Raw genomic sequence first — 26,262 nt, 5'->3', positions numbered from 1 at the left:
TCGCGATAGCGTTGTGTCAGAGCACAAATAAGTGACTGACACGCTGCTATCGCGAGCAGGCTCACTCCTACATTGGGTTATGCGTCAGCCTAGGAGGTCACGCAGGACCTGGGTGAAGGCGCGAGCACTGTCCTCTTCGCCAGCATGCCGCCCATCACGCACAACCCACTGGCCGTTGACCAGCACATCGCGCACCTGACGATCGCCACCGGCAAACAACCAGCGATTCAAAATCCCGTCACCCGTGGCCGTCGCCAGATACGGATCGTTGCCATCGAGCACGATCCAGTCCGCCCGCTTGCCCACTTCCAGCGCCCCGATCGGCTGCCCCAATGCCTGCGCACCGCCATCCAGCGCCGCGTCATACAGCGTGCGCCCGACCATCGGCTGATCTGCACCGTACAAACGGTTACGCCGCTGATCACGCAGGCGCTGACCATATTCCAGCCAACGCAATTCCTCCACCACGCTCAGCGACACATGGCTGTCGGAACCGATGCCCATGCGTCCGCTCTGGGCGAGGAAATCCACCGCCGGGAAAATCCCGTCGCCCAGGTTCGCTTCGGTGGTAAGGCACAGGCCGGCGATGGCGCGACTTTTGGCCATCAGCGTGACTTCTTCAGGGTTGGCGTGAGTGGCGTGGACCAGGCACCAGCGCTGATCGACTTCGGCATTTTCATACAGCCATTGCAGCGGACGCCGACCGCTCCAGCTCAGGCAGTCGTCGACTTCCTTCTGCTGTTCGGCGATGTGGATGTGCACCGGACATTGTTTGTCGCTGGCGGCCAATACTTCGCTGATCTGCTGTGGCGTCACCGCGCGCAAGGAGTGGAAGCACAGGCCCAGCGATTGCGCCTTTTGCTGCGCCAGCATTGGCTGCAAGCGCGATTGCAGATTCAGGTAATTTTCGGTGCTGTTGATGAAGCGGCGCTGGCCGTCATTCGGCGTCTGCCCGCCAAAACCAGAGTGGCTGTAGAGCACCGGCAGCAGGGTCAGACCGATGCCGCTTTCACTCGCCGCCTGACTGATGCGCAACGCCAGCTCAGCGGGATCGGCATAAGGCTGACCATTGCTGTCGTGATGCACGTAATGAAATTCGGCCACCGATGTGTAACCGGCCTTGAGCATTTCGATGTACAGCTGCCGGGCAATCACGCCGAGCTGATCCGGGCTGATTTTTCCGACGAGCCGATACATCAGATCACGCCACGTCCAGAAACTGTCGTTCGGATTACCGGCCACTTCGGCCAGTCCCGCCATCGCGCGCTGGAAGGCGTGGGAGTGCAGATTGGGCATGCCCGGCAGCAATGGGCCGCTCAGCCGTTCGGCGCCATCTGCGGTGGAATCGGCCTGGATTTGGGTGAGCAGGCCATCGGCGCTGACTTCAAGACGTACATTGTTGGCCCATCCGTTAGGCAGCAGTGCGCGTTCGGCAAAGAAGGCGGACATGGTTCAGCACCCCATCGTGTGTTATTTGTATATACATATACAGACGTTTGCCTGCCCGGTAAACTCCGGCAAGCTAGCAACCTTCATCCAATGAACAGGGATCAACCGTGCCGACTCCGCCTCCAGTCTCCCCGTTGGCCGCGAACATGGGCGACAGTCCGGCGCCCTTGTACGCCCGCGTCAAACAGATGATTACCCAGCAGATCGACAGCGGAAACTGGCCGCCGCACTACCGTGTGCCGTCCGAGAGCGAGCTGGTCAATCAACTCGGCTTCAGCCGCATGACCATCAACCGCGCGCTGCGCGAGATGACTGCCGATGGCCTGTTGGTGCGCATGCAAGGTGTCGGCACGTTCGTCGCCGAACCGAAGAGCCAGTCTGCGTTGTTCGAAGTGCACAACATCGCCGACGAAATCGCCTCCCGTGGCCATCGCCACACCTGCCAGGTCATTACCCTCGAAGAAGAGGCCGCCGGTTCCGAGCGCGCACTGGCGCTGGACATGCGTGAAGGGCAAAAGGTGTTTCACTCGCTGATCGTGCATTACGAAAACGACATTCCGGTGCAAATCGAAGACCGTTTCGTCAACGCGCTGGTCGCCCCGGAATACCTCAAGCAGGACTTCACCCTGCAAACGCCTTACGCGTATCTCAATCAGGTGGCGCCGCTGACTGAGGGCGAGCACGTGGTTGAAGCGATCCTCGCCGAGTCTTCCGAGTGCAAGTTGCTGCAGATTGAAAAAGGCGAGCCGTGCTTGTTGATTCGTCGCCGCACGTGGTCGGGGCGTCAGCCGGTGACGGCTGCACGTTTGATTCATCCGGGTTCTCGTCATCGTCTGGAAGGGCGCTTTCATAAATGAGTCAGGTGAAGGTTTTACGCGCTGAAGGCTACCCGCGCATGCCGTGGAAAAACGGCGGCGGCAGCACTGAAGAAATCACCCGTGATGCCGGTGCAGGGTTGGATGGTTTCGGCTGGCGCCTGTCGATTGCCGACATCGCCGAGTCCGGCGGCTTCTCGACCTTCGCCGGTTACCAGCGAGTGATTACGGTATTGCAGGGTGACGGCATGACCCTATGCGTTGATGGCGACGATACGCGGCCGCTGTTACCGCTCGACCCGTTTGCCTTCAGCGGGGAAAGCCAGGTCTCGTGCACTTTACTTGGTGGCGCGATTCGCGACTTCAACCTTATCTACGCGCCGCAGCGGTACAGCGCGCGGTTGCAGTGGCTTGAAGGTGAACAGCGGCTTTTCAGCTCGGCGGGGACGGTGCTGGTGTTCAGTGTCAGTGAGTTGCTGGAAGTGCAGGTTGGTGACGCCGTTTCGCAACTCGGTCGCCATGATTGCCTGCAACTGGACGGTAACAAGGGCTTGGTTGAAGTGTCCGTTGATGCGGGTTGCTGTGTCATTGAGCTGACTGCCCGCTGATTGAAAAATCTTAAAAGATCGCAGCCTTCGGCAGCTCCTACAATGGGATTGATGTACGCCCTGTAGGAGCTGCCGAAGGCTGCGATCTTTGTTTTTTGGGTGTTCCCAACCCACGCACCAACTTGTTACCGAACGCCCCAGCGTGGCGCAAAACCTCGCTTTAGTAACAGTCCCTGACGCTCTCAATCAATATCCTCGAAAAATTTCATCAACGCCAGAACCCTTGATTCAGGCGCTCTCCAGCCCTGCCCGCGATTTTTCTTGAACACCCCTCCAACGAGTTGGCCGCTTGATTGCATATGCTTGTATGTACAAGTAAAGACGTATGCGTATGAGTCGCTCGAGACTCTCCGCAGCGTCCACTGATTCGCTTGTCGCGCATCGAAGCGCACAGGCTGCTTGCCCACTGCCAGGGTTGGTTTGAATTGATCGCTGAGGAGTCTTTTTCGTGACTGACAATAAGCCTACTAAGGTTCGTAACGTCGAAATCCGTGCATCGCGCGGCAACAAGCTGACCGCCAAGAGCTGGCTGACCGAAGCGCCGCTGCGCATGCTGATGAACAACCTCGACCCGGAAGTCGCCGAGAACCCGAAAGAACTGGTGGTTTACGGTGGTATCGGTCGCGCCGCGCGTAACTGGGAGTGCTACGACAAAATCGTCGAAAGCCTGACCAACCTGAATGACGACGAGACCCTGCTGGTGCAATCCGGCAAGCCGGTCGGCGTGTTCAAGACCCACAGCAACGCCCCGCGCGTACTGATCGCCAACTCCAACCTCGTTCCACACTGGGCGAGCTGGGAGCACTTCAACGAACTCGACGCCAAAGGCCTGGCCATGTACGGCCAGATGACCGCCGGCAGCTGGATCTACATCGGCAGCCAGGGCATCGTCCAAGGCACCTACGAAACCTTCGTCGAAGCGGGTCGCCAGCACTACAACGACAACCTCACCGGCAAGTGGGTCCTGACCGCCGGCCTCGGTGGCATGGGCGGCGCACAACCGCTGGCGGCAACCTTGGCCGGCGCCTGCTCGCTGAACATCGAATGCCAGCAAGTGAGCATCGATTTCCGCCTGAAAAGCCGTTACGTCGACGAGCAAGCCAAAGACCTCGACGACGCCCTGGCGCGCATCGACAAATACACCAAGGAAGGCAAGGCGATCTCCATCGCACTGCTGGGTAACGCCGCAGAAATCCTCCCGGAACTGATCAAGCGTGGTGTGCGCCCGGACATGGTCACCGACCAGACCAGCGCCCACGACCCGCTCAACGGCTACCTGCCCGCCGGCTGGACCTGGGACGAATACCGCGCCCGCGCCAAGACCGAACCGGCCGCTGTGATCAAAGCCGCCAAGCAGTCGATGGCCGTGCACGTCAAAGCCATGCTGGAATTCCAGAAGCAAGGCATTCCGACCTTCGACTACGGCAACAACATCCGTCAGATGGCCCAGGAAGAAGGCGTCGAAAACGCCTTCGACTTCCCGGGTTTCGTACCGGCTTACATCCGTCCGCTGTTCTGCCGTGGCATCGGCCCGTTCCGTTGGGCGGCACTGTCGGGCGATCCGCAAGACATCTACAAAACCGACGCCAAAGTCAAAGAGCTGATCCCGGACGACGCGCACCTGCACAACTGGCTGGACATGGCCCGCGAGCGCATCAGCTTCCAGGGTCTGCCGGCACGGATCTGCTGGGTCGGCCTGGGCCTGCGCGCCAAGCTCGGCCTGGCCTTCAACGAAATGGTCCGCAGCGGCGAGCTGTCGGCGCCAATCGTGATCGGTCGCGACCACCTCGACTCCGGCTCGGTCGCCAGCCCGAACCGTGAAACCGAATCGATGCAGGATGGCTCCGACGCCGTGTCCGACTGGCCACTGCTCAACGCACTGCTCAACACCGCGAGCGGCGCGACCTGGGTTTCCCTGCACCACGGCGGCGGCGTTGGCATGGGCTTCTCGCAGCACTCGGGCATGGTGATTGTCTGCGACGGTACTGACGAAGCGGCCGAGCGCATCGCGCGGGTGCTGCACAACGACCCGGCCACCGGTGTCATGCGTCACGCCGATGCCGGTTACCAGATCGCCATCGACTGCGCCAAGGAGCAGGGCCTGAACCTGCCGATGATTACCGGAAAGTAATGCTTTCCCCTGTAGGAGTGAGCCTGCTCGCGATAAGGCCGGCACATTCAGCAAATGTGCTGACTGACCCACCGCAATCGCGAGCAGGCTCACTCCTACAAAAGCAAAAGCCAAAAAAGAACAAAACCCGGAACAATCCACAGAGGTTGAATCATGGCTGTCAACACCGATCGTGCAGGCAACAAACCGTTGATCGAAAGGCGTTCGATCGACTACATCCCGGAAGCGGAAAGACACGGTCGTCTGTTTAGCCAGTTCACCCTGTGGATGGGGGCCAACCTGCAAATCACCGCAATCGTCACCGGGGCCTTGGCCGTGGTGCTGGGCGGTGATGTGTTCTGGTCATTGATTGGTCTGTTGATCGGTCAATTGCTCGGCGGTGGCGTGATGGCGCTGCATGCCGCGCAAGGGCCGAAACTCGGTCTGCCGCAGATGATCTCCAGCCGCGTGCAGTTTGGCGTCTATGGTGCGGCGATCCCTATCGTCTTGGTGTGCCTGATGTACCTGGGTTTTACCGCGACAGGCACGGTGCTTTCCGGTCAGGCGTTAGGCCAGCTATTCAATGTCAGCGACAGCGTCGGCATCTTGATTTTCGCCAGCGTTATCGTGGTGGTCACGGTGCTCGGTTATCGAGTGATCCACTGGATTGGTCGTGTCGCCAGCGTCATTGGCGTGATCGCTTTCGTCTTCCTGTTCTGGCGTCTGATGAGCCAGACCGATGTCGGCGCACTTCTGCAAATCCGTCATTTCAGCTGGAGCAGTTTCCTCCTCGCAGTGTCGCTCGCGGCCTCCTGGCAGATCGCATTCGGTCCTTACGTGGCTGACTATTCCCGTTACCTGCCGAGCAATACTTCGGCGGTAAAAACCTTCTTCGCCGCCGGTGCCGGTTCAGTGGTTGGCGCGCAAGTGGCGATGATCCTCGGCGTCTTTGCTGCGGCTTCGGCCAACGGCCAGTTCGCCGGTCATGAGGTGGCTTACATCGTCGGTCTGGGCGGCACCGGTGCCACCGCCGCGCTGCTGTACTTCAGCATTGCGTTCGGCAAGGTGACCATCTCGACGCTGAACTCCTACGGCAGCTTCATGTGCATCGCGACCATCATCAGTGGTTTCAAAGGCCATCTGACGGTGACCCGGATGCAGCGTCTGGTGTTTGTGCTGGTGATCGTTGGCGCAGCGACCCTGATTGCGCTGCTTGGTCAGCACTCGTTCCTCGGTGCGTTCAAGTCTTTCATCCTGTTCCTGCTCGCGTTCTTCACACCGTGGAGTGCGATCAACCTGGTGGATTACTACTGCATCACCCGTGAGCGTTACGACGTGCCGGCACTGGCCGATCCGAACGGACGCTACGGTCGCTGGAACCTGCTCGGTATCAGCGTCTATGTGTTCGGTGTGCTGGTGCAGCTGCCGTTCATCTCCACCAAGTTCTACACCGGCCCGCTGGTGGCTGCCCTCGGTGACGTGGATATTTCCTGGATCATCGGCCTGGTGCTGCCGGCCGTCGTCTACTACGTGTGCGCAAAAAAATGGCACAGCGCGGTGCCCGATCAACTGATTCTGCCGGTCGAGCAGAACAGCGTTGTACAACCTAAAACAAGCGGGGCCGGTCGCGCTGCGGCGCAGGCCTGATTTGGACGTGGACAGGGCTGGATGCCTCTTGACTGCCGTAAGCCAATTCATGATTAGGAGCGTCACAACAATGAAATCGAACAAGACCCTGCTGACCACATTGCTGTCCATGGGCCTGCTGGCCAGTGCCGGTGCGACCCAAGCTGCTGGCTGGTGCGAATCGGGCAAACCGGTGAAGTTCGCCGGGCTGAACTGGGAAAGCGGCATGCTGCTGACCGACGTGCTGCAAGTGGTGCTGGAGAAAGGTTACGACTGCAAGACCGACAGTCTGCCGGGCAACTCCATCACCATGGAAAACGCCCTGAGCAGCAACGATATTCAAGTGTTCGCCGAAGAGTGGGTGGGTCGCAGCGAGGTCTGGAACAAGGCCGAGAAGGCCGGCAAGGTTGTCGGTGTCGGCGCTCCGGTCGTCGGCGCGGTGGAAGGCTGGTACGTGCCGCGTTACGTGATCGAAGGCGACGCCAAGCGCAAGCTCGAACCCAAAGCTCCTGACCTGAAAAACATCGCGGATCTGGGCAAATACGCCGCGGTGTTCAAGGACGCCGAAGAGCCATCCAAGGGCCGTTTCTACAATTGCCCGGCGGGCTGGACTTGTGAACTCGACAACAGCGAAATGCTGAAAAGCTACGGTCTCGAAAGCAGCTACACCAACTTCCGTCCGGGGACAGGCCCGGCGCTGGATGCAGCGGTGCTGTCGAGCTACAAGCGCGGCGAGCCGATCCTGTTCTACTACTGGTCGCCAACCCCGCTGATGGGGCAGGTGGATCTGGTCAAACTCGAAGAAAAACCGGGCGTCGACAAGACCGTGAGCATCAAGGTCGGCCTGTCGAAAACCTTCCACGAACAAGCCCCGGAACTGGTCGCCGTGCTGGAAAAGGTCAACCTGCCGATCGACCTGCTGAACCAGAACCTGGGCCGCATGGCCAAGGAACGTATCGAGTCGCCAAAACTGGCGAAAATCTTCCTCAAGGAACATCCTGAGGTCTGGCATGCGTGGGTCAGTGCAGACGCAGCCAAGAAAATCGACGCGGCGCTGTAGGTCGATACCTCCCGGTCAACCGTGAGGCTGGCCGGGAGATATGCCGTAAACGCTTGATTGAGATTTCTGATTGAGAGCCGCTTATGTTTCCCGAAAGCTTTACCTTTTCCATCGCCGACTGGGTCAACGGTTGGGTCGATTCGCTGGTCACCAACTACGGTGATGTGTTCCGCCATATCTCCGACACCCTGCTCTGGGCCATCGTCAACCTTGAAGGCCTGCTGCGTGCGGCGCCGTGGTGGTTGATGCTGGCGATCGTCGGTGTAGTTGCCTGGCACGCCACGCGCAAAGTGGTGACCACGGCGGTCATCGTCGGTCTGTTGTTCCTCGTCGGCGCTGTTGGCCTGTGGGACAAGCTCATGCAGACCCTGGCGTTGATGATGGTCGCGACGATCATTTCGGTGCTGATCGGCATTCCGCTGGGGATTCTCTCGGCGCGCAGCAATCGCCTGCGTTCGGTGCTGATGCCGCTGCTCGACATCATGCAGACCATGCCGAGTTTCGTGTACCTGATCCCGGTGCTGATGCTGTTCGGTCTGGGCAAGGTCCCGGCGATTTTCGCCACGGTGATCTACGCCGCGCCGCCGCTGATTCGCCTGACTGATCTGGGCATTCGCCAGGTCGACGGCGAGGTGATGGAAGCGATCAATGCTTTCGGCGCCAACCGCTGGCAGCAACTGTTCGGCGTGCAACTGCCACTGGCCCTGCCGAGCATCATGGCCGGGATCAACCAGACCACCATGATGGCCCTGTCGATGGTAGTGATCGCCTCGATGATCGGCGCCCGTGGCCTGGGTGAAGATGTGCTGGTGGGGATTCAGACCCTCAACGTTGGACGTGGTCTCGAGGCCGGTCTGGCGATCGTGATTCTCGCAGTGGTCATCGACCGCATTACTCAGGCGTACGGTCGGCCACGGCATGAGGTGAGCAAATGAGCAACGCAACCGTGAGCAAGATCGAAGTCAAAAACGTCTTCAAGATTTTCGGCAACCGCGCCAAGGATGCGCTGGCCATGGTCGGCCAGGGCAAGACCAAGGATCAGGTGCTGAGCGAGACCGGTTGCGTGGTCGGCGTGAACGATCTGTCGCTGAGCATCGGCACCGGCGAGATCTTCGTGATCATGGGCCTGTCGGGCTCGGGCAAGTCGACGCTGGTACGCCACTTCAATCGGCTGATCGATCCAACCAGCGGCGCGATCCTCGTCGACGGCGTGGACATCCTGCAATACGACATGGACGCCCTGCGCGAATTTCGCCGGCACAAGATCAGCATGGTGTTCCAGAGCTTCGGCCTGCTGCCGCACAAGACCGTGCTAGACAACGTCGCCTACGGCCTGAAGGTGCGTGGCGAGAGCAAGCAGATTTGCTCGGAACGTGCGCTGCACTGGATCAACACCGTGGGCCTCAAAGGCTACGAAAACAAATACCCGCACCAGCTCTCCGGTGGCATGCGCCAGCGTGTCGGTTTGGCGCGCGCTTTGGCGGCAGACACTGACATCATCCTCATGGATGAGGCGTTCAGTGCGCTGGATCCGCTGATTCGTGCGGAGATGCAGGATCAGTTGCTGGAGCTGCAAAAGACCCTGCACAAGACCATCGTGTTTATCACTCACGACCTGGATGAGGCGGTGCGCATCGGCAATCGCATTGCGATTCTCAAGGACGGGAAGTTGATACAGGTCGGCACGCCGAGAGAGATCCTGCATTCGCCGGCGGATGAGTACGTTGACCGGTTCGTGCAGCGGCGTGCGGCGGTGGTTTAAGCAGTTTTGTGTTGGCTGTGCTGGCCTCTTCGCGAGCAAGCTCGCTCCCACAGGGAACTGCATTCCAATGTGGGAGCGAGCTTGCTCGCGAAGGGGCCGGCACAGCTGCATCAATATTACGGTTGAGGTTTTAGATGTCCCAGGCTGAAAAAATCGTTATCACCGGCGCCCCTCTGCGTTGGCAGGACGTGGTCGCCGTCGCCCGTCACGGCGCTCAACTCGAGCTGTCCAGCGACACCTGGGCGCGCATCGAAAACGCCCAAGCCATCGTCCAGCGCATCGTCGAAAGCGGCGAGCGCGCCTATGGCGTAAACACCGGCCTGGGCGGTTTGTCCAACGTTTCCCTGAAAGACGAACAACTCAGCCAGCTCTCGCGCAACACCCTGCTCAGCCATGCCTGCGGTGTCGGCCCGGTGCTTGCCGACGAGCAGACCCGCGCGATCATCTGCGCGGCGATTCACAACTACAGCCACGGCAAGTCCGGCATTCATCGCCGTGTTGTCGAAGCGCTCCTGGCACTGCTCAATCGCGGCATCACCCCACAAGTGCCGTCGCAAGGTTCAGTAGGCTACCTGACGCACATGGCGCACATCGGCATCGCGTTGCTCGGCGTCGGTAATGTCAGCTATCGCGGGCAGATCATCTCGGCGCAACAGGCGTTGGCCGAAGAAGGTTTGCAAGCGGTGCAGCTCGGTGCGAAGGACGGTTTGTGCCTGGTCAACGGTACGCCGTGCATGACCGGCCTCAGCTGTCTGGCGATTGCCGACGCCACGCGGCTGGTGCAGTGGGCCGACGTTATCGGCGCGATGAGTTTCGAAGCCCAGCGCGGTCAGATCGATGCGTTCGATGCCGAGATCATCGCGCTGAAACCACATCCGGGCATGCAGCAAGTCGGCACAAATCTGCGCGCCTTGCTCGATGGCAGTGAAGTGATTGCGTCGAGCAAAGGCATCCGCACTCAGGATGCGCTGAGCATCCGCTCGATCCCGCAAGTGCACGGCGCCGCGCGTGATCAACTCGACCATGCGATCAAGCAGGTCGAAGCGGAACTCAACGGCTGCACCGACAACCCGCTGTTGCTCGGCACACCGGACAATTTCCGGGTGATGTCACAGGCCAACCCCCACGGCCAATCGGTGGCGATGGCGGCGGATTTGCTGGCAATTGCCATGGCCGAAATCGGTTCGATTGCCGAGCGTCGCCTCGATCGTCTGGTCAACCCGCACGTCAGCGGTCTGCCGGCGTTTCTGGTGGCCAATCCGGGGGTGAACTCGGGGATGATGATCGTTCAGTACGTCGCCGCATCGCTGTGTGCGGAAAACCGCCAATTGGCGCAACCGGCGGTGCTCGACAATTACATCACCTCGGGCCTGCAGGAGGACCATTTGAGCATGGGCACCAATGCCGCGCTGAAGCTGCATCGCGCGTTGGAAAACTGCACGCAGATCCTCGCCATCGAATACCTGCTGGCGGCGCAGGCGTTTGAATTTCTCAAGGAACAGCGCTTTGGCGCTGGCACCGATGTCGCTTGGCGACTGCTGCGCGAAAAAGTCCCGGCCTACGATCAGGATCGCTGGCTGGCGCCGGACATCGCTGCCGCTGCGAGCGTGTTGAAAAACCCGAATCTGCCGCACAACGTTTTACCGAATTTGCACTGACCAATACTCACGCCAGCGTGCCAAGGCGCGACTCCCCAAAAGGCGAGACGCGACGGACAACGGACATCTCCGGAGCGTCTGGCGAGTTAATAACAAACTCTCAAAAGGAGCACAAAATGACTGCGCTGAACCTGATTCCCGGCCAACTGAGCCTGGCCCAACTGCGTGACGTCTACCAGAACCCGGTCAAGCTGACTCTCGACAACAGCGCCTCGGCACAGATCGAAGCCAGCGTCGCTTGCGTCGAGCAGATCCTCGCCGAGAATCGCACCGCTTACGGCATCAACACCGGTTTCGGCCTGCTGGCCTCGACGCGCATTGCCAGCGAAGACCTGGAAAATCTGCAGCGCTCGCTGGTGTTGTCCCACGCCGCCGGTGTTGGCGTGCCGATCAGCGACGAGCTGGTGCGGCTGATCATGGTGCTCAAGGTCAACAGCCTCAGCCGTGGTTTCTCCGGCATTCGCCGTGTGGTGATTGATGCGCTGATCGCGCTGATCAATGCCGAGGTTTACCCGCACATTCCGCTGAAAGGTTCGGTGGGCGCGTCGGGCGACCTGGCGCCGTTGGCGCATATGTCGCTGGTGCTGCTGGGCGAGGGCAAGGCGCGCTACAAGGGTGAGTGGATGGAAGCTGTCGAGGCGCTGAAAGTGGCCGGCCTGACGCCGCTGACACTGGCGGCGAAAGAAGGTCTCGCGCTGCTCAACGGCACTCAGGTGTCCACCGCGTTCGCGCTGCGTGGTCTGTTTGAAGGTGAAGACTTGTTTGCCGGTGCGTTGGCGCTGGGCGGTCTGACGGTTGAAGCGGTATTGGGTTCGCGTTCGCCGTTCGATGCACGTATTCACGCCGCGCGTGGCCAGAAAGGTCAGATCGACGCCGCTGCGGCTTACCGCGATCTGCTCGGTGAGCGCAGCGAAGTCTCCGACTCGCACCAGAACTGCGAGAAGGTTCAGGACCCGTACTCGCTGCGCTGCCAGCCGCAAGTCATGGGCGCTTGCCTGACCCAGTTCCGTCAGGCCGCTGAGGTCTTGGCTGTCGAAGCCAATGCCGTTTCCGATAACCCGCTGGTCTTCGCTGCTGAAGGCGATGTGATTTCCGGCGGTAACTTCCACGCCGAACCGGTGGCCATGGCTGCTGACAACATGGCCCTGGCCATCGCTGAAATCGGCTCGCTGAGCGAACGCCGAATCTCTCTGATGATGGACAAGCACATGTCGCAGCTGCCGCCGTTCCTGGTGGCCAATGGCGGGGTGAACTCCGGTTTCATGATTGCTCAAGTGACGGCAGCGGCATTGGCTAGCGAGAACAAGGCGTTGTCGCATCCGCATTCGGTGGACAGCCTGCCGACTTCAGCCAACCAGGAAGACCACGTTTCCATGGCGCCTGCGGCTGGCAAGCGTTTGTGGGAAATGGCCGAAAACACGCGCGGGATTCTTGCGGTGGAGTGGCTGGCGGCGGTGCAAGGGCTGGATCTGCGTAACGGCCTGAAGACCTCGGCGAAGCTGGAGCAGGCGCGGGCTATTCTGCGTAAGGAAGTGCCGTTTTATGAGAAGGATCGGTTCTTTGCGCCGGACATTAACGCGGCGACTGAGCTGTTGGCTTCGCGGTGTTTGACTGGGTTGGTTTCGGCGAAGCTTTTGCCTAGTTTGTAAGTGTGTTTTCAGGGGGATGTTTGCAGTTGCTGAAATCGATCCCCCTCACCCCAACCCTCTCCCCCAGGGGCGAGAGGGGGAAGGGAGTATATCTTCATCGTTTTCGAAGCCTGAGGTCGGCTCAAGACGTTCAGGTCGATGTATCTCGACAGAACAACCCGGTCAGTCCCCTCTCCCTCCGGGAGAGGGCTAGGGTGAGGGGCTTTTCAGAGGCCACCCACCAAACCAACCCCAAACGGAGGCCAACAGTGAAAACCCTCTGGCAACACTGCCACGTGGCAACCATGGCGCAGGGCGTCTACTCGATCATCGAGGATGCGGCTATCGTAACGTCCGGTGCGCTCATTGAGTGGATCGGCCCGCGTAATCAACTGCCATCTGGCGAATACCCGGCGGTCAATGATCTGCAAGGCGCGTGGGTCACGCCCGGCCTGATCGACTGCCACACCCACACCGTGTTCGGTGGCAATCGCAGCGGCGAATTCGAAAAACGTCTGCAAGGCGTTAGCTATGCCGAAATCGCAGCCTCCGGCGGCGGCATCGCCAGCACCGTGCGTGCGACTCGCGAAGCTACCGAAGACGAGCTGTTCGCCAGCGCCGCGAAACGCCTGAAAAGCCTGATGCGCGACGGCGTGACCACGGTCGAAATGAAATCCGGCTACGGCCTCGATCTGGGCAACGAACGCAAAATCCTCCGCGTCATCCGTCGCCTGGAAAAAGAGCTGCCGATCAGCGTGCGCAGTACCTGTCTGGCTGCCCACGCGTTGCCGCCCGAATACAAGGATCGCGCCGACGACTACATCGATCTGGTCTGCGACGTGATGCTGCCGGCATTGGCAGCGGAAGATCTGATCGATGCCGTGGATGCCTTCTGCGAATACCTGGCGTTCTCGCCAGAACAGGTCGAGCGTGTCTTCATCGCCGCGCAAAACCTCGGTCTGCCGGTGAAACTGCATGCCGAACAACTGTCGTCGCTGCACGGCTCCAGCCTCGCCGCGCGCTATAAGGCGCTGTCCGCCGATCACCTGGAATTCATGGACGAAGCCGACGCCATCGCCATGGCCGAAGCAGACACCGTCGCGGTGCTGCTGCCGGGCGCGTTCTACTTTCTGCGCGAAACCCAGTTGCCGCCTATGGACGCCCTGCGCAAGCACAAGGTGAAGATCGCCATCGCCAGCGACCTCAACCCCGGCACTTCGCCGGCGCTGTCGTTGCGGCTGATGCTGAACATGGCCTGCACCTGTTTCCGCATGACCCCGGAAGAAGCCTTGGCCGGCGCGACCATTCACGCCGCGCAGGCCCTGGGCATGGCCGACACCCACGGATCGCTGGAAGTCGGCAAGGTCGCGGATTTCGTTGCCTGGCACATCGATCGTCCGGCGGATCTGGCCTATTGGCTCGGCGGTGATCTGGACAAACGCGTCGTGCGTCACGGCGTCGAATCAAATCTGTAGGAGAGCGGTTGTGGATAAGGTTCTGAACTTCAAACAAGGCCGCGTGCCGTTGTTGGTCAGCATGCCGCATGCCGGGGTGCGGTTGACCCCAGCGGTGGAAGCCGGGTTGATCGCGGACGCGAAAAGCCTGCCGGACACCGACTGGCACATTCCGCAGTTGTACGACTTCGCCGAAGAACTGGGCGCGAGCACTCTGGCTGCCGAGTACTCGCGGTTCGTCATCGACCTGAATCGTCCGTCCGACGACAAACCGCTGTACGCCGGCGCCACCACCGGACTGTATCCGGCGACGCTGTTCGATGGCATTCCGTTGTTCCGCGAAGGGCACGAGCCATCGAAAGAAGAGCGCGCAACCTATCTGGAGCAGATCTGGACGCCGTATCACCGCACGCTGCAGGAAGAGCTGGTACGACTGAAAGCCGAGTTCGGTTACGCGCTGCTGTTCGATGCGCACTCGATCCGCTCGATCATCCCGCACCTGTTCGACGGCAAACTGCCGGACTTCAACCTCGGCACCTTCAACGGCGCCAGTTGCGATCCGCAACTCGCTACGCAGCTGGAAGCGATCTGCGCGCGCCACGGCGATTACAGCCATGTGCTCAACGGCCGCTTCAAGGGTGGCCACATCACCCGCCAGTACGGCAACCCGGCCGAGAACATCCACGCGGTGCAACTGGAGTTGTGCCAGAGCACCTACATGGAAGAGTTCGAACCGTTCCGCTATCGCGCCGATCTGGCCGAGCCGACGCAAGTAGTGCTCAAGCAACTGCTGCAGGGCTATCTGGCGTGGGCAAAGTCTCACTACAGCGCATAACCCCTGTGGGAGCGAGCCTGCTCGCGAAGGCGTCCGGTCAGCCAACATCTACGTTGAATGACACACCGCATTCGCGAGCAGGCTCGCTCCCACAGGATCGTGTACACCCTGCGAAGTTTACGGCTGACAAACGGTGACTGCTCTAGAGCATGCTCATTGACGTAAATCGGGTTTATGATGCCCAACGGCAGAATAATAGAAGTCCCCCCAGGGATGACCTCGACCCCTTACGGAGCGCGCAATGCAGACTTTGTTTCCGCAGATCAAACCTCACGCCCGGCACGATCTGGCTGTCGATGACACCCATACGCTATACGTCGACGAAAGCGGTTCGCCGGAGGGTTTGCCGGTTGTGTTCATCCACGGCGGCCCCGGCGCCGGTTGCGACGCGCAGAGCCGTCGCTATTTCGATCCGAACCTGTACCGCATTGTCACCTTCGACCAGCGCGGCTGCGGACGCTCCACGCCGCACGCGAGCCTGGAAAACAACACCACCTGGGATCTGGTCGCTGACCTTGAGCGCATCCGCAAACACCTGGGCATCGACAAATGGGTGCTGTTCGGCGGCTCGTGGGGTTCGACCCTGGCGCTGGCTTACGCACAAACCCACCCGGAGCGTGTTCACGGTCTGATCCTGCGCGGGATCTTTCTCTGCCGTCCGCAGGAAATCGAGTGGTTCTATCAGGCCGGTGCCAGCCGTCTGTTCCCTGATTACTGGCAGGACTACATCGCGCCGATTCCGCTGGACGAACGCGACGACCTGCTCAGCGCTTTCCACAAGCGTCTGACCGGTAACGACCAGATCGCCCAGATGCACGCGGCCAAAGCCTGGTCGACCTGGGAAGGGCGCACCGCGACCCTGCGGCCGAACCCGCTGGTGGTCGATAGGTTCTCCGAGCCGCAACGCGCGCTGTCGATTGCGCGGATCGAATGCCACTATTTCACCAACAATGCTTTCCTTGAGCCGAACCAGCTGATTCGCGACATGGGCAAGATTGCCCATCTGCCGGGCGTGATCATTCACGGCCGCTATGACGTGATCTGCCCGCTCGACAACGCCTGGGAACTGCATCAAGCCTGGCCGAACAGCGAACTGCAGGTAATCCGTGATGCCGGCCACGCAGCCTCGGAACCGGGCATCACCGATGCACTGGTGCGTGCTGCGGGCAACATGGCCCGGCGCCTGCTCGACCTGCCGCCCGAAGAAGCATGAAGGGCCTTTTACAGCGCGTTCGCGGTGCGCGCGTCGAGGTAGATGGAGAGGTAGTGGGCGCCGTTGATCACGGTTTGCTGGTGCTGGTGGCGGTCGAACCCGACGACACGCGTACCAGCGCCGACAAACTTCTGCATAAACTGCTTAACTATCGGGTATTCAGTGATGCGGAGGGCAAGATGAACTTGTCCCTCGCCGATGTCGGTGGCGGGTTGCTGCTGGTCTCGCAGTTCACCCTCGCGGCCGACACCAAAAGCGGGTTGCGCCCGAGCTTTTCGACGGCCGCGCCTCCAGCCTTGGGCGAGGAATTGTTCGACTATCTATTGAGCAGTGCGAAACAGGTGCATGGCACTGTGGCATCAGGTAGATTCGGCGCCGATATGCAGGTGCATTTGGTCAACGATGGCCCGGTTACCTTTTTGTTACAGACCTGAATGCGCTTGAAACACCTTTTTGGGAAGTTTCGACTGTTTTTAGGGTGTTTTCGCGATAAATACTTTGTTACCCCTGATGCGTTGTCATGCGGGCTACTAGATAATCGCGCGCACTGGGATCAGCGTTCGCTGATCCATTTTCACTTAGGTAGAGACTTGTCCGGATCCGATTGGGGAATCATTTTGCCCCTGCGGAGTCGGAACAATGCTCGCCAACCTGGCATATAGATAGCTAGCCGTTGGTTTTTTGATCTGTTTTCGGCGAGGGTTGCTCGTGATTGTTAGTCCCTGTAATGCAGCAAAAATGTCTGCCAAACGCATGCGAAGTGCCCTGGTAGCGGGTTCGGCGCTCCTGTGCCTGCTCAGCGCCGGTCAGCTTTGGGCGTTCAATCTTGACGATGTATCGGCGAAAGCTAAAGAACTGGCCGGGCAGAAGTTCGAAGCCCCGCGCAGCAATTTGCCGAACGAATTCCGCGACATGAAGTTCGCGGACTATCAGAAAATCCGCTTCCTCACCGAAAAGGCTGAGTGGGCTGATCAGAAGACTCCGTTCAAACTCTCTTTCTATCACCAGGGTATGCACTTCGATACACCGGTGAAAATCAACGAAATCACGGCGAACACCGTCGAAGAGATCAAATACGATCCGACGCGCTTCGATTTCGGCGACCTGAAATTCGATCCGAAAGCCACCGAACAACTGGGCTACGCCGGTTTCCGTGTGCTGTACCCGATCAACAAGGCTGACAAGCAAGACGAAATCATGACCATGCTCGGCGCGAGTTACTTCCGCGTTGTCGGCAAGGGCCACACCTACGGCCTCTCGGCGCGTGGTCTGGCGATTGATACCGCGCTGCCGTCGGGTGAAGAATTCCCGCGTTTCCGCGAGTTCTGGATTCAACAGCCGAAGCCGGGCGACAAGCACCTGGTGATCTTCGCCCTGCTGGATTCGCCGCGTGCCACCGGTGCCTATCGTCTGATCCTGCGTCCGGGCAGCGACACCATCGTCGACGTCAAGGCGCAGATGTTCCTTCGTGACAAGGTCGGCAAACTGGGCATCGCGCCACTGACCAGCATGTTCCTGTTCGGCGCCAACCAGCCGTCGAAGGTCCTCAACTACCGTCGTGAACTGCACGACTCCAGCGGCCTGTCGATTCATGCCGGCAACGGCGAGTGGATCTGGCGCCCGCTGAACAACCCGAAACACCTGGCCGTGAGCAACTTCAGTGTCGAGAACCTGCGTGGTTTCGGTCTGCTGCAGCGTGGCCGCGACTTCAGCCACTACGAAGACCTCGACGATCGCTACGACAAGCGCCCAAGCGCCTGGATCGAGCCGAAGGGCGAGTGGGGCAAGGGCACCGTTGATCTGGTAGAAATCCCGACCGCCGACGAAACCAACGACAACATCGTTGCGTTCTGGAGCCCGGAAAAAATGCCGGAGCCGGGCCAACCACTGGACTTCGCGTACCGCATGCACTGGACCATGGACGAGGCGGCGATTCACGCGCCTGACAGCGCCTGGGTATCGCAGACTCTGCGTTCGACCGGTGACGTCAAGCAATCGAACCTGATTCGTCAGCCGGACGGCAGCGTTGCCTACCTGGTCGACTTCGAAGGTCCGTCGCTGGCCGCGCTGACCCCGGATGCCGATGTGCGCAGTCAGGTCAGTGTTGGTGACAACGCCGAACTGGTTGAGAACAGCGTGCGCTACAACCCGGAAACCAAAGGCTGGCGCTTGACCCTGCGGATGAAAATCAAGGACGCGAGCAAGTCGACCGAGATGCGTGCCGCTCTGGTGCAGCCGGTCGTGACCGCTGATCTGGCGAAATCGGTACCGGCGTCCAACTCGTCCGTCGCCAAGGCCGACAAGGTTGCCGCCAAGCAACAAGAGAAAATCGACAAGGAAGCCAAGGCCGCCGAGGCCAAACAGGCCGACGCCAAGCCAGCCGCGGATGCCAAGGACAAGGCCAACAAAGACGCCAAGCAGCCAGTTGCTGCGGACGCGGCCCCAGCCACACCGGAATCGGCACCGACTGAAGAAGTCCTGACCGAGACCTGGAGCTATCAGTTGCCTGCCGATGAGTAACTCTCAAGTACAGCCAGAGACTCTGTCCGAGTATCTGGCGCATCTGCCGATGACCGACGAGCAGCGCGCGGAACTCGCGGGCTGCCAGTCGTTCAGCGAGTTGCATGAACGCCTGTCGTCCTCGACATTCGACGCCCCTGCCGAAGCCGCCCAGGCTTCGGTGGGCAAGCGCCTGACGCTGAGCACGGCTGAAGAGCTGGAAGAAGCGGAAATGCTGGTGCTCGACGCCAGCGGTCGGGTCAGCCTCAAGGCCACCCCACCGATCCGCCGTACCAAGGTGGTTCCGGAGCCGTGGCGCACCAATATTCTGGTGCGTGGCTGGCGCCGTATGACCGGTCGCACCAACCCGCCGCAGCCGCCGAAGGACGAAAACGTCCTGCCGGCCGCGCGCTGGCGCACCGTCGGTTCGATCCGTCGCTACATTCTGTTGCTGCTGATGCTCGGTCAGACCATCGTCGCCGGCTGGTACATGAAAGGCATCATGCCGTACCAGGGCTGGTCCTTCGTCGATCTGGAAGAAGTCCTGCATCAACCGTTGTTGCAAACCGCCACGCAAGTGCTGCCATATGCGCTGCAAACCAGCATCCTGATTCTGTTCGGGATTCTGTTCTGCTGGGTATCCGCCGGTTTCTGGACCGCATTGATGGGCTTCCTCGAGTTGCTCACCGGTCACGATAAATACCGTATCTCCGGCAAAAGCGCCGGCAACGAGCCGATTGCCAAAGACGCCCGTACCGCGCTGGTGATGCCGATCTGCAACGAAGACGTACCGCGCGTGTTCGCCGGTCTGCGCGCAACGTTCGAATCGGTCGCCGCCACCGGTGATCTGGATCGTTTCGACTTCTTCGTGCTCAGCGACAGTAACGACACCGATATCTGTGTCGCCGAGCAACAGGCCTGGCTGGATGTCTGCCGCGAAGCCAAAGGCTTCGGCAAGATCTTCTATCGTCGCCGTCGCCGTCGTGTGAAACGCAAGAGCGGCAATCTCGACGACTTCTGCCGTCGTTGGGGCGGTGACTATAAGTACATGGTCGTGCTCGACGCTGACTCGGTGATGAGCGGCGAGTGCCTGACCAGTCTGGTGCGCTTGATGGAAGCCACGCCGGACGCCGGGATCATCCAGACCGCGCCGCGTGCGTCGGGCATGGACACCCTGTATGCGCGCATGCAGCAATTTGCGACCCGCGTGTACGGCCCGCTGTTTACCGCCGGTCTGCACTTCTGGCAGCTGGGTGAATCCCACTATTGGGGTCACAACGCGATCATTCGCATGAAGCCGTTTATCGACCACTGCGCCTTGGCGCCGTTGCCGGGTAAAGGTGCGTTCTCCGGTGCGATTCTGTCTCACGACTTCGTTGAAGCCGCGTTGATGCGCCGTGCCGGTTGGGGCGTGTGGATTGCCTACGACTTGCCGGGCAGCTACGAAGAACTGCCGCCGAACCTGCTCGACGAACTCAAGCGTGACCGTCGCTGGTGCCACGGCAACCTGATGAACTTCCGCCTGTTCCTGGTCAAAGGCATGCACCCGGTGCACCGCGCGGTGTTCCTCACCGGCGTGATGTCGTACCTGTCGGCGCCGTTGTGGTTCTTCTTCCTGGTGCTGTCGACCGCGCTGCTGGCGGTGAACACGCTGATGGAGCCGCAGTACTTCCTTGAACCGCGTCAGCTCTATCCGCTGTGGCCACAATGGCACCCGGACAAGGCGATCGCGCTGTTCTCGACGACCATCGTGCTGCTGTTCCTGCCGAAACTGTTGAGCATCATCCTGATCTGGGCCAAGGGCGCGAAAGAGTTCGGCGGCAAGTTCAAGGTGACCCTGTCGATGCTGCTGGAGATGCTGTTCTCCATGCTGCTGGCGCCGGTGCGGATGATTTTCCACACCCGTTTCGTCCTTGCCGCGTTCCTCGGCTGGGCGGCGACCTGGAATTCCCCGCAGCGTGACGACGACTCGACGCCATGGAGCGAAGCGGTCAAACGCCACGGCCCGCAGACCCTGCTGGGCTTCTGCTGGGCGCTGCTGGTGATCTGGCTGAACCCGAGCTTCCTTTGGTGGCTGGTGCCGATCGTCGGTTCGCTGATGCTGTCGATCCCGGTATCGGTGATCTCCAGCCGTGTCGGTCTGGGCCTGAAGTCCCGTGACGAGAGCCTGTTCCTCATCCCTGAGGAATACAATCCGCCACAGGCGCTGCTGGCGACTGATCAGTACACCCACGAAAATCGTTACCACGCCCTCAACGACGGCTTCGTCCGCGCGGTGGTCGACCCACAGCAGAACGCTTTGGCGTGCTCGCTGGCGACCTCGCGTCACGGTCAGGCCGAGCCGATCGAGTGGCTGCGTCAGGAACGTGTGCGTCACGCGATCAAGGTCGGCCCGGCCGGGCTGAACAACCATGATCGGTTGCAATTACTGAGCGACCCTGTGGCGCTGGCGCGTCTTCATGAGCTGGTCTGGGCCGAAGGTCACGCTGAGTGGCTGGATGCCTGGCGGGCTTCGGTGAAAGCCGATCCGCATGCGCCGTTGTTGCCGTTGCGACCGGTGAGCTTGCAGGCTCAGCCGGCCTGATGAGAGAACCCCGCTGATTCAGCGGGGTTTTTTTGTGGCGCCGAAAAGCCCCTCACCCTAGCCCTCTCCCAGAGGGAGAGGGGACTGACCGAGTTGGATGTTCGAGTTACACCGACCTGATCTTGCTTTACCGAATCCATAATCGACTCGATCTTTCAGGTCCGCGTATAGCTTGAGACACCTCGGTCGGCTCCCTCTCCCTCCGGGAGAGGGCTGGGGTGAGGGTCAGCTCGTGATTGTTAAACAAATCGTCCATTAAACCTTGTGCAAAAAAACGAGTGCGTTAGCATCCGTCCCCGAATTGGCGCACCCGGGCTTTTTTGCCCGTCACTGTTGGTTTTCGCGCCGCACACGCAATGGTTTTGGGGACTTGAAGATGAAGAAGTATCTGTCGATGCTGCTGGTCGGCGTCACGGCACTGGTTGCAGTCAATGCGGCGCAAGCCGGTGCAATCGATGACGCGGTCAAGCGCGGCACGTTGAAAGTCGGTATGGATCCGACCTACATGCCGTTCGAAATGACCAACAAGCGCGGCGAAATCATCGGCTTTGAAGTCGACATCCTCAAGGCCATGTCCAAGGCCATGGGCGTCAAGCTGGAGCTGGTTTCCACGGGTTACGACGGCATCATCCCGGCGCTGATGACCGACAAGTTCGACATGATCGGCAGCGGCATGACCCTGACTCAGGAACGCAACCTGCGCCTGAACTTCAGCGAACCGTTCATCGTTGTCGGCCAGACCCTGCTGATCCGCAAGGAGCTGGAAGGCACCATCAAGTCGTACAAAGACCTGAACACTGCCGACTACCGTATCACCTCCAAACTCGGCACCACCGGCGAAATGGTCGCCAAGAAGCTGATCTCCAAAGCCAAATACCACGGCTACGACAACGAGCAGGAAGCCGTGCTCGACGTGGTCAACGGCAAGGCTGACGCCTTCATCTACGATGCCCCGTACAACGTGGTTGCGGTGACCAAGGTCGGCGCCGGCAAACTGGTGTTCCTCGACAAGCCGTTCACCTACGAGCCTTTGGCCTTCGGTCTGAAGAAGGGCGACTACGACAGCCTCAACTTCATCAACAACTTCCTGCACCAGATCCACGAAGACGGCACCTACGATCGCATCCATGACAAGTGGTTCAAGAGCACCGAGTGGCTCAAGGACATGGAATAACGCTGGTCTGCCAGACCGCGTCGCCCCTTTCGCGAGCAGGCTCGCTCCCACATTGGAATGCATTTCAAATGTGGGAGCGAGCCTGCTCGCGAAGAGGGCCTTGTAAGCAACACCAATTCCGGAACCTGCAATGAAACAGAAAAAAGCCCAATGGCCCTGGCACGTCCTCACCGTGCTGGTGCTGGTCGGCCTCGCGGGCGCGTTGTATTACGCGACGTCGCTGATGTCCTACGAATGGCGCTGGAATCGCGTGCCGCAGTACTTCGCCTATCAGGCTGAAGAAACCCAGCGTGCCACGGACATTTCCACCGTCACCGAACTGGTGCGCAAGGGCAGCAGCGCGCAAGTCACTCTGCGCAATGACGCCGGTGACGAGCAGCACCTGACCGTCGACGAGAACAGCCTGCAATTCGCTCAGGGCGACGATGTGGCCGAAGGCGACGTCGTGGGCGTGACCCGGCATTGGGCGGCAGGACCGTTGTTGTGGGGCCTTTGGACCACGCTTTGGCTGTCAGTCGTTTCCGGTGTCCTGGGTTTGCTGATCGGTCTGGTCACTGGCCTGTGCCGGCTGTCGAACAACCCGACCCTGCGCGACCTCTCGACCATTTACGTCGAGCTGGTACGCGGCACGCCGCTGCTGGTGCAGATTTTCATTTTCTATTTCTTCATCGGCACGGTGATGAACCTGTCCCGCGAATTCGCCGGGATCGCCGCGCTGTCGCTGTTCACCGGTGCCTACGTGGCCGAGATCATCCGTTCCGGGGTGCAATCGATTGCCCGTGGCCAGAACGAAGCGGCGCGTTCGCTCGGTCTGAGTGCCGGTCAGTCGATGCGCCACGTGGTGCTGCCGCAAGCGCTGAAACGCGTGCTGCCGCCGCTGGCCGGGCAGTTCATCAGCCTGGTCAAGGACACCTCGCTGGTGTCGGTGATCGCCATCACCGAGCTGCTGAAAAGCGGCCGTGAAGTCATCACCACCTCGTTCTCGCCGTTCGAGATTCTGTTCTGCGTCGCCGGTCTGTACCTGTTGATCAACCTGCCGCTGTCGAAAATCGCCAGCCGACTTGAGCGGAGGCTCGCGCAAAGTGATTGAAGTCCGCGATCTGGTAAAAGTCTTCGACACCCGTGGGCAAGTGGTGCGCGCGGTGGATAACGTCAGTACCACGGTGGCCAAGGGCGAAGTGCTGGTGGTCATCGGCCCGTCCGGTTCCGGAAAGTCGACTTTCCTGCGTTGCCTCAATGGCCTGGAGGAATTCGATTCCGGCTCGGTGAGCATCGACGGTCTGCAACTGGCCGACCCGACAACCGACGTCAACGCCTACCGCCGCGAAGTCGGCATGGTCTTTCAGCACTTCAACCTGTTCCCGCACATGACCGTGCTGGAAAACCTCTGTCTGGCGCAGAAAGTCGTGCGCAAGCGCGGCAAGAAAGAGCGCGAGGCCAAGGCGATGGAGTTGCTGCAGAAGGTCGGTATTGCACAGAAGGCCAATGAGTTTCCGTCACGCCTGTCCGGCGGTCAGCAACAGCGCGTGGCGATCGCCCGGGCGCTGGCGATGGAGCCGAAGGTCATGTTGTTCGATGAGCCAACCTCGGCGCTCGACCCGGAAATGGTCGGCGAGGTGCTGGACGTGATGAAGAACCTGGCCGTGGAAGGCATGACCATGGTCTGCGTGACCCATGAGATGGGCTTTGCCCGGGAAGTGGCGGATCGGGTGTTATTTTTCGATCACGGCAAGCTGCTGGAAGATGCGGCGCCGGCGGAATTCTTTGATGCGCCGAAGGATCCGCGCGCGAAGGCTTTCTTACGTCAGGTCTTGTAATTTCAGCGTCTCTCAGGACGCCTTCGCGAGCAGGCTCGCTCCCACAGTTGACCGAGTAGTCCAGGCGGACGCGGTCCAATGTGGGAGCGAGCCTGCTCGCGAATGGCATCACCCCGGTCCACAGTGAACCGAGGCCGATGAATCACTTCAAACCTTGAATCGACCGACCAGCATCTGTAGATGCGTGCCCAAGCGCGCCAGCTCAACGCTGGAAGCCGCCGTCTCTTCGCTCGCCGCCGACGTCTGATCCGACACATCCCGCACATTCAGCACGCTACGGTTGATCTCTTCAGCCACCGCGCTCTGCTGCTCGGCCGCTGCCGCAATCTGTTGGTTCATCGCCTGAATCGCCGAAACTGTGCGGGTGATGCTTTCCAGCGAACCGCCCGCGCGACGGGTCAGCTCAACGCTGCTGTCAGTGAGGGTGCGGCTGTTGTCCATGATCGTTGCCACTTGCTGGGTGCCGTTTTGCAGACCGACGATCAGCTCTTCGATCTCTTCGGTGGACTTCTGCGTGCGCTGGGCGAGGCTGCGTACTTCATCGGCAACCACGGCAAACCCACGCCCGGCTTCACCGGCACGCGCAGCCTCGATGGCGGCGTTGAGGGCCAGCAGGTTGGTTTGCTGGGCCACGGATTTGATCACGTCGAGGACGCTGCCGATCTTGTCGCTTTCGCGTTTCAGTTCGCCCATGGCCTCGGTGGAGTGGCCGACTTCAACCGCCAGACGCTCGATCTGTGCGATCGCTTCGCCCACCACTTTGTCGCCTTCGCGAGCCTGTTGGTCAGCGGCGACGGCGGCTTCGGAAGCTTCTTCGGCGTTGCGCGCAACTTCCTGCACGGTGGCGGCCATTTCGTTCATGGCGGTGGCGACTTGATCGGTCTCGATTTTCTGATTATTGACCCCGGCACTGGTTTGTTCGGTCACCGCCGACAGCTCTTCAGCGGCGCTGGCGATCTGGGTGACGCCATCGCTGATCCCGCCCACCAGTTCACGCAAGCCTTGAGTCATGCTCTGCATCGAGCGTTGCAATTGGCCCAGTTCATCGCGACGCAGGGACACCAGATTGTGGGTCAGGTCGCCAGCGGCCACGCGCTCGGCGACTTTCAGGGTCTGGTTCAGCGGGATGATGATCTGGCGGGTGATCGCCCAAGCGGCCAGCAGGCCGAACGCCACGGCCAGTAGAGTGGCGATGATCAGCATGTTTTTGGCGTGAGCGGCATCGGTGTCACGTACGACCGTTTGCGATTCAGTGAGTTTCTTGCTGACGTCGATGAGGATGTCGCCCTGAGTCGACATGCGCACAGCGGCCTTGGCGTTGTTGACCTGGGAGTCGCGGAACTGTGCAACCGCGGCACGATAGGCTTTGATCGAATCAGTGGCCTGTTGCAGGTTGGCAATGTGCTGTTCCGGCAGCTTGGCTGGCAGGCTGTCGAGATTCTTCAGCGCATTGTCGATGGCGTCGAGCGCCGGTTGCTCAGCTTCGGCCTTACCGCTGTAGGTGTAGCCGCGCACTTGATAGCGCGCCTGTTGCAGCAGTTTGCTCAGATCGATCACGCTGTTGAATTGCGCGACGCTGTCACCCGCCAGCATGGATTTTTCCACTTCCGCGACTTTCGCCACGGCGTTGTCGGCACTCGCGCCGAGCTTGCTGCGGGCGTCTTCGCGCTGCACGGTGGCTTGGGTCATGTCGGCAAAGGCACGTTTGTACTCGGCGACGGCGGCCAGTTGTTGATCGACCATCGCCGCGTCGGACGGCTGTTCAATCAGGCTGTGCGCGGTTTGCAGGCCGCTGTCGAGCTTGTTGAGCAGATCGGTGACCGCGCCAGGACCTTGTTCGCCGCGGCGTGCTTCGTAGTCCAGGCGCGCAAGGCGCAGGTCCTTGGTCAGCTCATTGAGGCTGGAGATAAAGCCGAGTTTGTCACCACGGCTGATGATGCCGCTCATGCCGGTCCAGCCGGTGAAGGTGA

Annotated in this window: 20 protein-coding genes and 1 pseudogene; 18 read left to right on the top strand and 3 right to left on the bottom strand. The window is 60.4% G+C overall.

Annotated elements, in window-relative coordinates:
- Positions 1–84: 84 nt before the first annotated feature.
- Complete coding sequence (locus ACI514_RS23525; RefSeq protein ID WP_405122473.1) at positions 85–1,449, bottom strand: formimidoylglutamate deiminase; 1,365 nt, start codon at positions 1,447–1,449, stop codon at positions 85–87.
- 146 nt (positions 1,450–1,595) lie between these two features.
- Here ACI514_RS23525 and hutC point away from each other — a divergent pair, with 146 nt between their 5' ends.
- The 18 genes from hutC to ACI514_RS23435 all read left to right on the top strand — a co-directional run bounded on the left by hutC (position 1,596) and on the right by ACI514_RS23435 (position 24,292).
- Positions 1,596–2,306: a histidine utilization repressor gene (hutC, locus tag ACI514_RS23520; RefSeq protein ID WP_162130175.1), complete on the top strand. Its 711-nt coding sequence runs from the start codon at positions 1,596–1,598 to the stop codon at positions 2,304–2,306.
- Complete coding sequence (locus tag ACI514_RS23515; protein WP_160055037.1) at positions 2,303–2,872, top strand: HutD family protein; 570 nt, start codon at positions 2,303–2,305, stop codon at positions 2,870–2,872. The genes hutC and ACI514_RS23515 overlap by 4 nt, the downstream gene beginning before the upstream one ends.
- Before the next feature lie 448 nt (positions 2,873–3,320).
- Positions 3,321–5,003: a urocanate hydratase gene (gene hutU / locus ACI514_RS23510; RefSeq protein ID WP_160055040.1), complete on the top strand. Its 1,683-nt coding sequence runs from the start codon at positions 3,321–3,323 to the stop codon at positions 5,001–5,003.
- 153 nt (positions 5,004–5,156) lie between these two features.
- Positions 5,157–6,629: a cytosine permease gene (locus ACI514_RS23505; RefSeq protein ID WP_095120749.1), complete on the top strand. Its 1,473-nt coding sequence runs from the start codon at positions 5,157–5,159 to the stop codon at positions 6,627–6,629.
- A 70-nt stretch (positions 6,630–6,699) separates the two neighbouring features.
- On the top strand, positions 6,700–7,668 hold the full coding sequence (locus ACI514_RS23500) for an ABC transporter substrate-binding protein (protein WP_405122472.1): 969 nt from the start codon (positions 6,700–6,702) through the stop codon (positions 7,666–7,668).
- 83 nt (positions 7,669–7,751) lie between these two features.
- Positions 7,752–8,603, top strand: a complete 852-nt coding sequence (locus ACI514_RS23495) for a proline/glycine betaine ABC transporter permease (RefSeq protein WP_007949591.1) — start codon at positions 7,752–7,754, stop codon at positions 8,601–8,603.
- Complete coding sequence (locus tag ACI514_RS23490) at positions 8,600–9,430, top strand: glycine betaine/L-proline ABC transporter ATP-binding protein (RefSeq protein ID WP_405122471.1); 831 nt, start codon at positions 8,600–8,602, stop codon at positions 9,428–9,430. The genes ACI514_RS23495 and ACI514_RS23490 overlap by 4 nt, the downstream gene beginning before the upstream one ends.
- 134 nt (positions 9,431–9,564) lie before the next feature.
- On the top strand, positions 9,565–11,088 hold the full coding sequence (gene hutH / locus ACI514_RS23485; RefSeq protein WP_405122470.1) for a histidine ammonia-lyase: 1,524 nt from the start codon (positions 9,565–9,567) through the stop codon (positions 11,086–11,088).
- A gap of 116 nt (positions 11,089–11,204) precedes the next feature.
- On the top strand, positions 11,205–12,737 hold the full coding sequence (gene hutH / locus ACI514_RS23480; protein ID WP_160055052.1) for a histidine ammonia-lyase: 1,533 nt from the start codon (positions 11,205–11,207) through the stop codon (positions 12,735–12,737).
- A gap of 248 nt (positions 12,738–12,985) precedes the next feature.
- On the top strand, positions 12,986–14,191 hold the full coding sequence (gene hutI, locus ACI514_RS23475) for an imidazolonepropionase (protein WP_160055055.1): 1,206 nt from the start codon (positions 12,986–12,988) through the stop codon (positions 14,189–14,191).
- Positions 14,192–14,201: 10 nt separating this feature from the next.
- Positions 14,202–15,005, top strand: a complete 804-nt coding sequence (hutG, locus tag ACI514_RS23470; protein WP_405122469.1) for an N-formylglutamate deformylase — start codon at positions 14,202–14,204, stop codon at positions 15,003–15,005.
- 241 nt (positions 15,006–15,246) lie between these two features.
- Entirely contained in the window at positions 15,247–16,218 is a 972-nt protein-coding gene (gene pip / locus ACI514_RS23465; protein WP_008080611.1) for a prolyl aminopeptidase, read from the top strand.
- The gene (dtd, locus tag ACI514_RS23460) at positions 16,215–16,652 is read left to right on the top strand and encodes a D-aminoacyl-tRNA deacylase (protein WP_077570377.1); all 438 of its coding nucleotides are present in this window, start codon (positions 16,215–16,217) and stop codon (positions 16,650–16,652) included. The genes pip and dtd overlap by 4 nt, the downstream gene beginning before the upstream one ends.
- Before the next feature lie 304 nt (positions 16,653–16,956).
- Complete coding sequence (locus tag ACI514_RS23455; RefSeq protein WP_405122468.1) at positions 16,957–18,738, top strand: glucan biosynthesis protein G; 1,782 nt, start codon at positions 16,957–16,959, stop codon at positions 18,736–18,738.
- Positions 18,731–21,301: a glucans biosynthesis glucosyltransferase MdoH gene (gene mdoH, locus ACI514_RS23450; RefSeq protein ID WP_160055061.1), complete on the top strand. Its 2,571-nt coding sequence runs from the start codon at positions 18,731–18,733 to the stop codon at positions 21,299–21,301. Before ACI514_RS23455 ends, mdoH begins: the two co-directional genes overlap by 8 nt.
- A gap of 376 nt (positions 21,302–21,677) precedes the next feature.
- The gene (locus ACI514_RS23445) at positions 21,678–22,475 is read left to right on the top strand and encodes a transporter substrate-binding domain-containing protein (RefSeq protein ID WP_034152980.1); all 798 of its coding nucleotides are present in this window, start codon (positions 21,678–21,680) and stop codon (positions 22,473–22,475) included.
- A 130-nt stretch (positions 22,476–22,605) separates the two neighbouring features.
- Positions 22,606–23,565, top strand: coding sequence for an amino acid ABC transporter permease (locus ACI514_RS23440; protein ID WP_150794142.1), 960 nt, complete (start codon positions 22,606–22,608; stop codon positions 23,563–23,565).
- Positions 23,558–24,292: an amino acid ABC transporter ATP-binding protein gene (locus ACI514_RS23435; protein WP_405122467.1), complete on the top strand. Its 735-nt coding sequence runs from the start codon at positions 23,558–23,560 to the stop codon at positions 24,290–24,292. The genes ACI514_RS23440 and ACI514_RS23435 overlap by 8 nt, the downstream gene beginning before the upstream one ends.
- A gap of 147 nt (positions 24,293–24,439) precedes the next feature.
- Here ACI514_RS23435 and ACI514_RS23430 read toward each other — a convergent pair whose 3' ends face one another.
- Both ACI514_RS23430 and ACI514_RS23425 read right to left on the bottom strand, forming a co-directional pair.
- A complete protein-coding gene (locus tag ACI514_RS23430; RefSeq protein WP_371850961.1) occupies positions 24,440–25,153 on the bottom strand; it encodes a methyl-accepting chemotaxis protein in 714 nt (237 codons plus the stop codon).
- Between the two features lie 141 nt (positions 25,154–25,294).
- Positions 25,295–26,239 (bottom strand): annotated as a pseudogene (locus tag ACI514_RS23425) (methyl-accepting chemotaxis protein); the annotation flags it as partial.
- Positions 26,240–26,262 lie beyond the last annotated feature (23 nt).

Origin of the sequence: Pseudomonas sp. M20 (assembly GCF_045037865.1) — a bacterium.
Lineage (GTDB): Bacteria > Pseudomonadota > Gammaproteobacteria > Pseudomonadales > Pseudomonadaceae > Aquipseudomonas.
Note: the sequence above shows the minus strand (reverse complement) of the source record. Positions and strands in the feature narration are given on the sequence as shown.

Bases quoted from the DNA above. Each gene is read 5' to 3' on its own strand.
- hutH (WP_405122470.1), top strand. From the start codon at position 9,565: ATGTCCCAGGCTGAAAAAATCGTTATCACCGGCGCCCCTCTGCGTTGG.
- ACI514_RS23525 (WP_405122473.1), bottom strand. From the start codon at position 1,449: ATGTCCGCCTTCTTTGCCGAACGCGCACTGCTGCCTAACGGATGGGCC.
- ACI514_RS23445 (WP_034152980.1), top strand. From the start codon at position 21,678: ATGAAGAAGTATCTGTCGATGCTGCTGGTCGGCGTCACGGCACTGGTT.
- ACI514_RS23515 (WP_160055037.1), top strand. From the start codon at position 2,303: ATGAGTCAGGTGAAGGTTTTACGCGCTGAAGGCTACCCGCGCATGCCG.
- ACI514_RS23430 (WP_371850961.1), bottom strand. From the start codon at position 25,153: ATGAACGAAATGGCCGCCACCGTGCAGGAAGTTGCGCGCAACGCCGAA.
- ACI514_RS23455 (WP_405122468.1), top strand. From the start codon at position 16,957: ATGTCTGCCAAACGCATGCGAAGTGCCCTGGTAGCGGGTTCGGCGCTC.
- ACI514_RS23505 (WP_095120749.1), top strand. From the start codon at position 5,157: ATGGCTGTCAACACCGATCGTGCAGGCAACAAACCGTTGATCGAAAGG.
- ACI514_RS23500 (WP_405122472.1), top strand. From the start codon at position 6,700: ATGAAATCGAACAAGACCCTGCTGACCACATTGCTGTCCATGGGCCTG.
- pip (WP_008080611.1), top strand. From the start codon at position 15,247: ATGCAGACTTTGTTTCCGCAGATCAAACCTCACGCCCGGCACGATCTG.
- ACI514_RS23495 (WP_007949591.1), top strand. From the start codon at position 7,752: ATGTTTCCCGAAAGCTTTACCTTTTCCATCGCCGACTGGGTCAACGGT.
- hutH (WP_160055052.1), top strand. From the start codon at position 11,205: ATGACTGCGCTGAACCTGATTCCCGGCCAACTGAGCCTGGCCCAACTG.
- hutC (WP_162130175.1), top strand. From the start codon at position 1,596: ATGGGCGACAGTCCGGCGCCCTTGTACGCCCGCGTCAAACAGATGATT.
- ACI514_RS23440 (WP_150794142.1), top strand. From the start codon at position 22,606: ATGAAACAGAAAAAAGCCCAATGGCCCTGGCACGTCCTCACCGTGCTG.
- ACI514_RS23490 (WP_405122471.1), top strand. From the start codon at position 8,600: ATGAGCAACGCAACCGTGAGCAAGATCGAAGTCAAAAACGTCTTCAAG.
- mdoH (WP_160055061.1), top strand. From the start codon at position 18,731: ATGAGTAACTCTCAAGTACAGCCAGAGACTCTGTCCGAGTATCTGGCG.
- dtd (WP_077570377.1), top strand. From the start codon at position 16,215: ATGAAGGGCCTTTTACAGCGCGTTCGCGGTGCGCGCGTCGAGGTAGAT.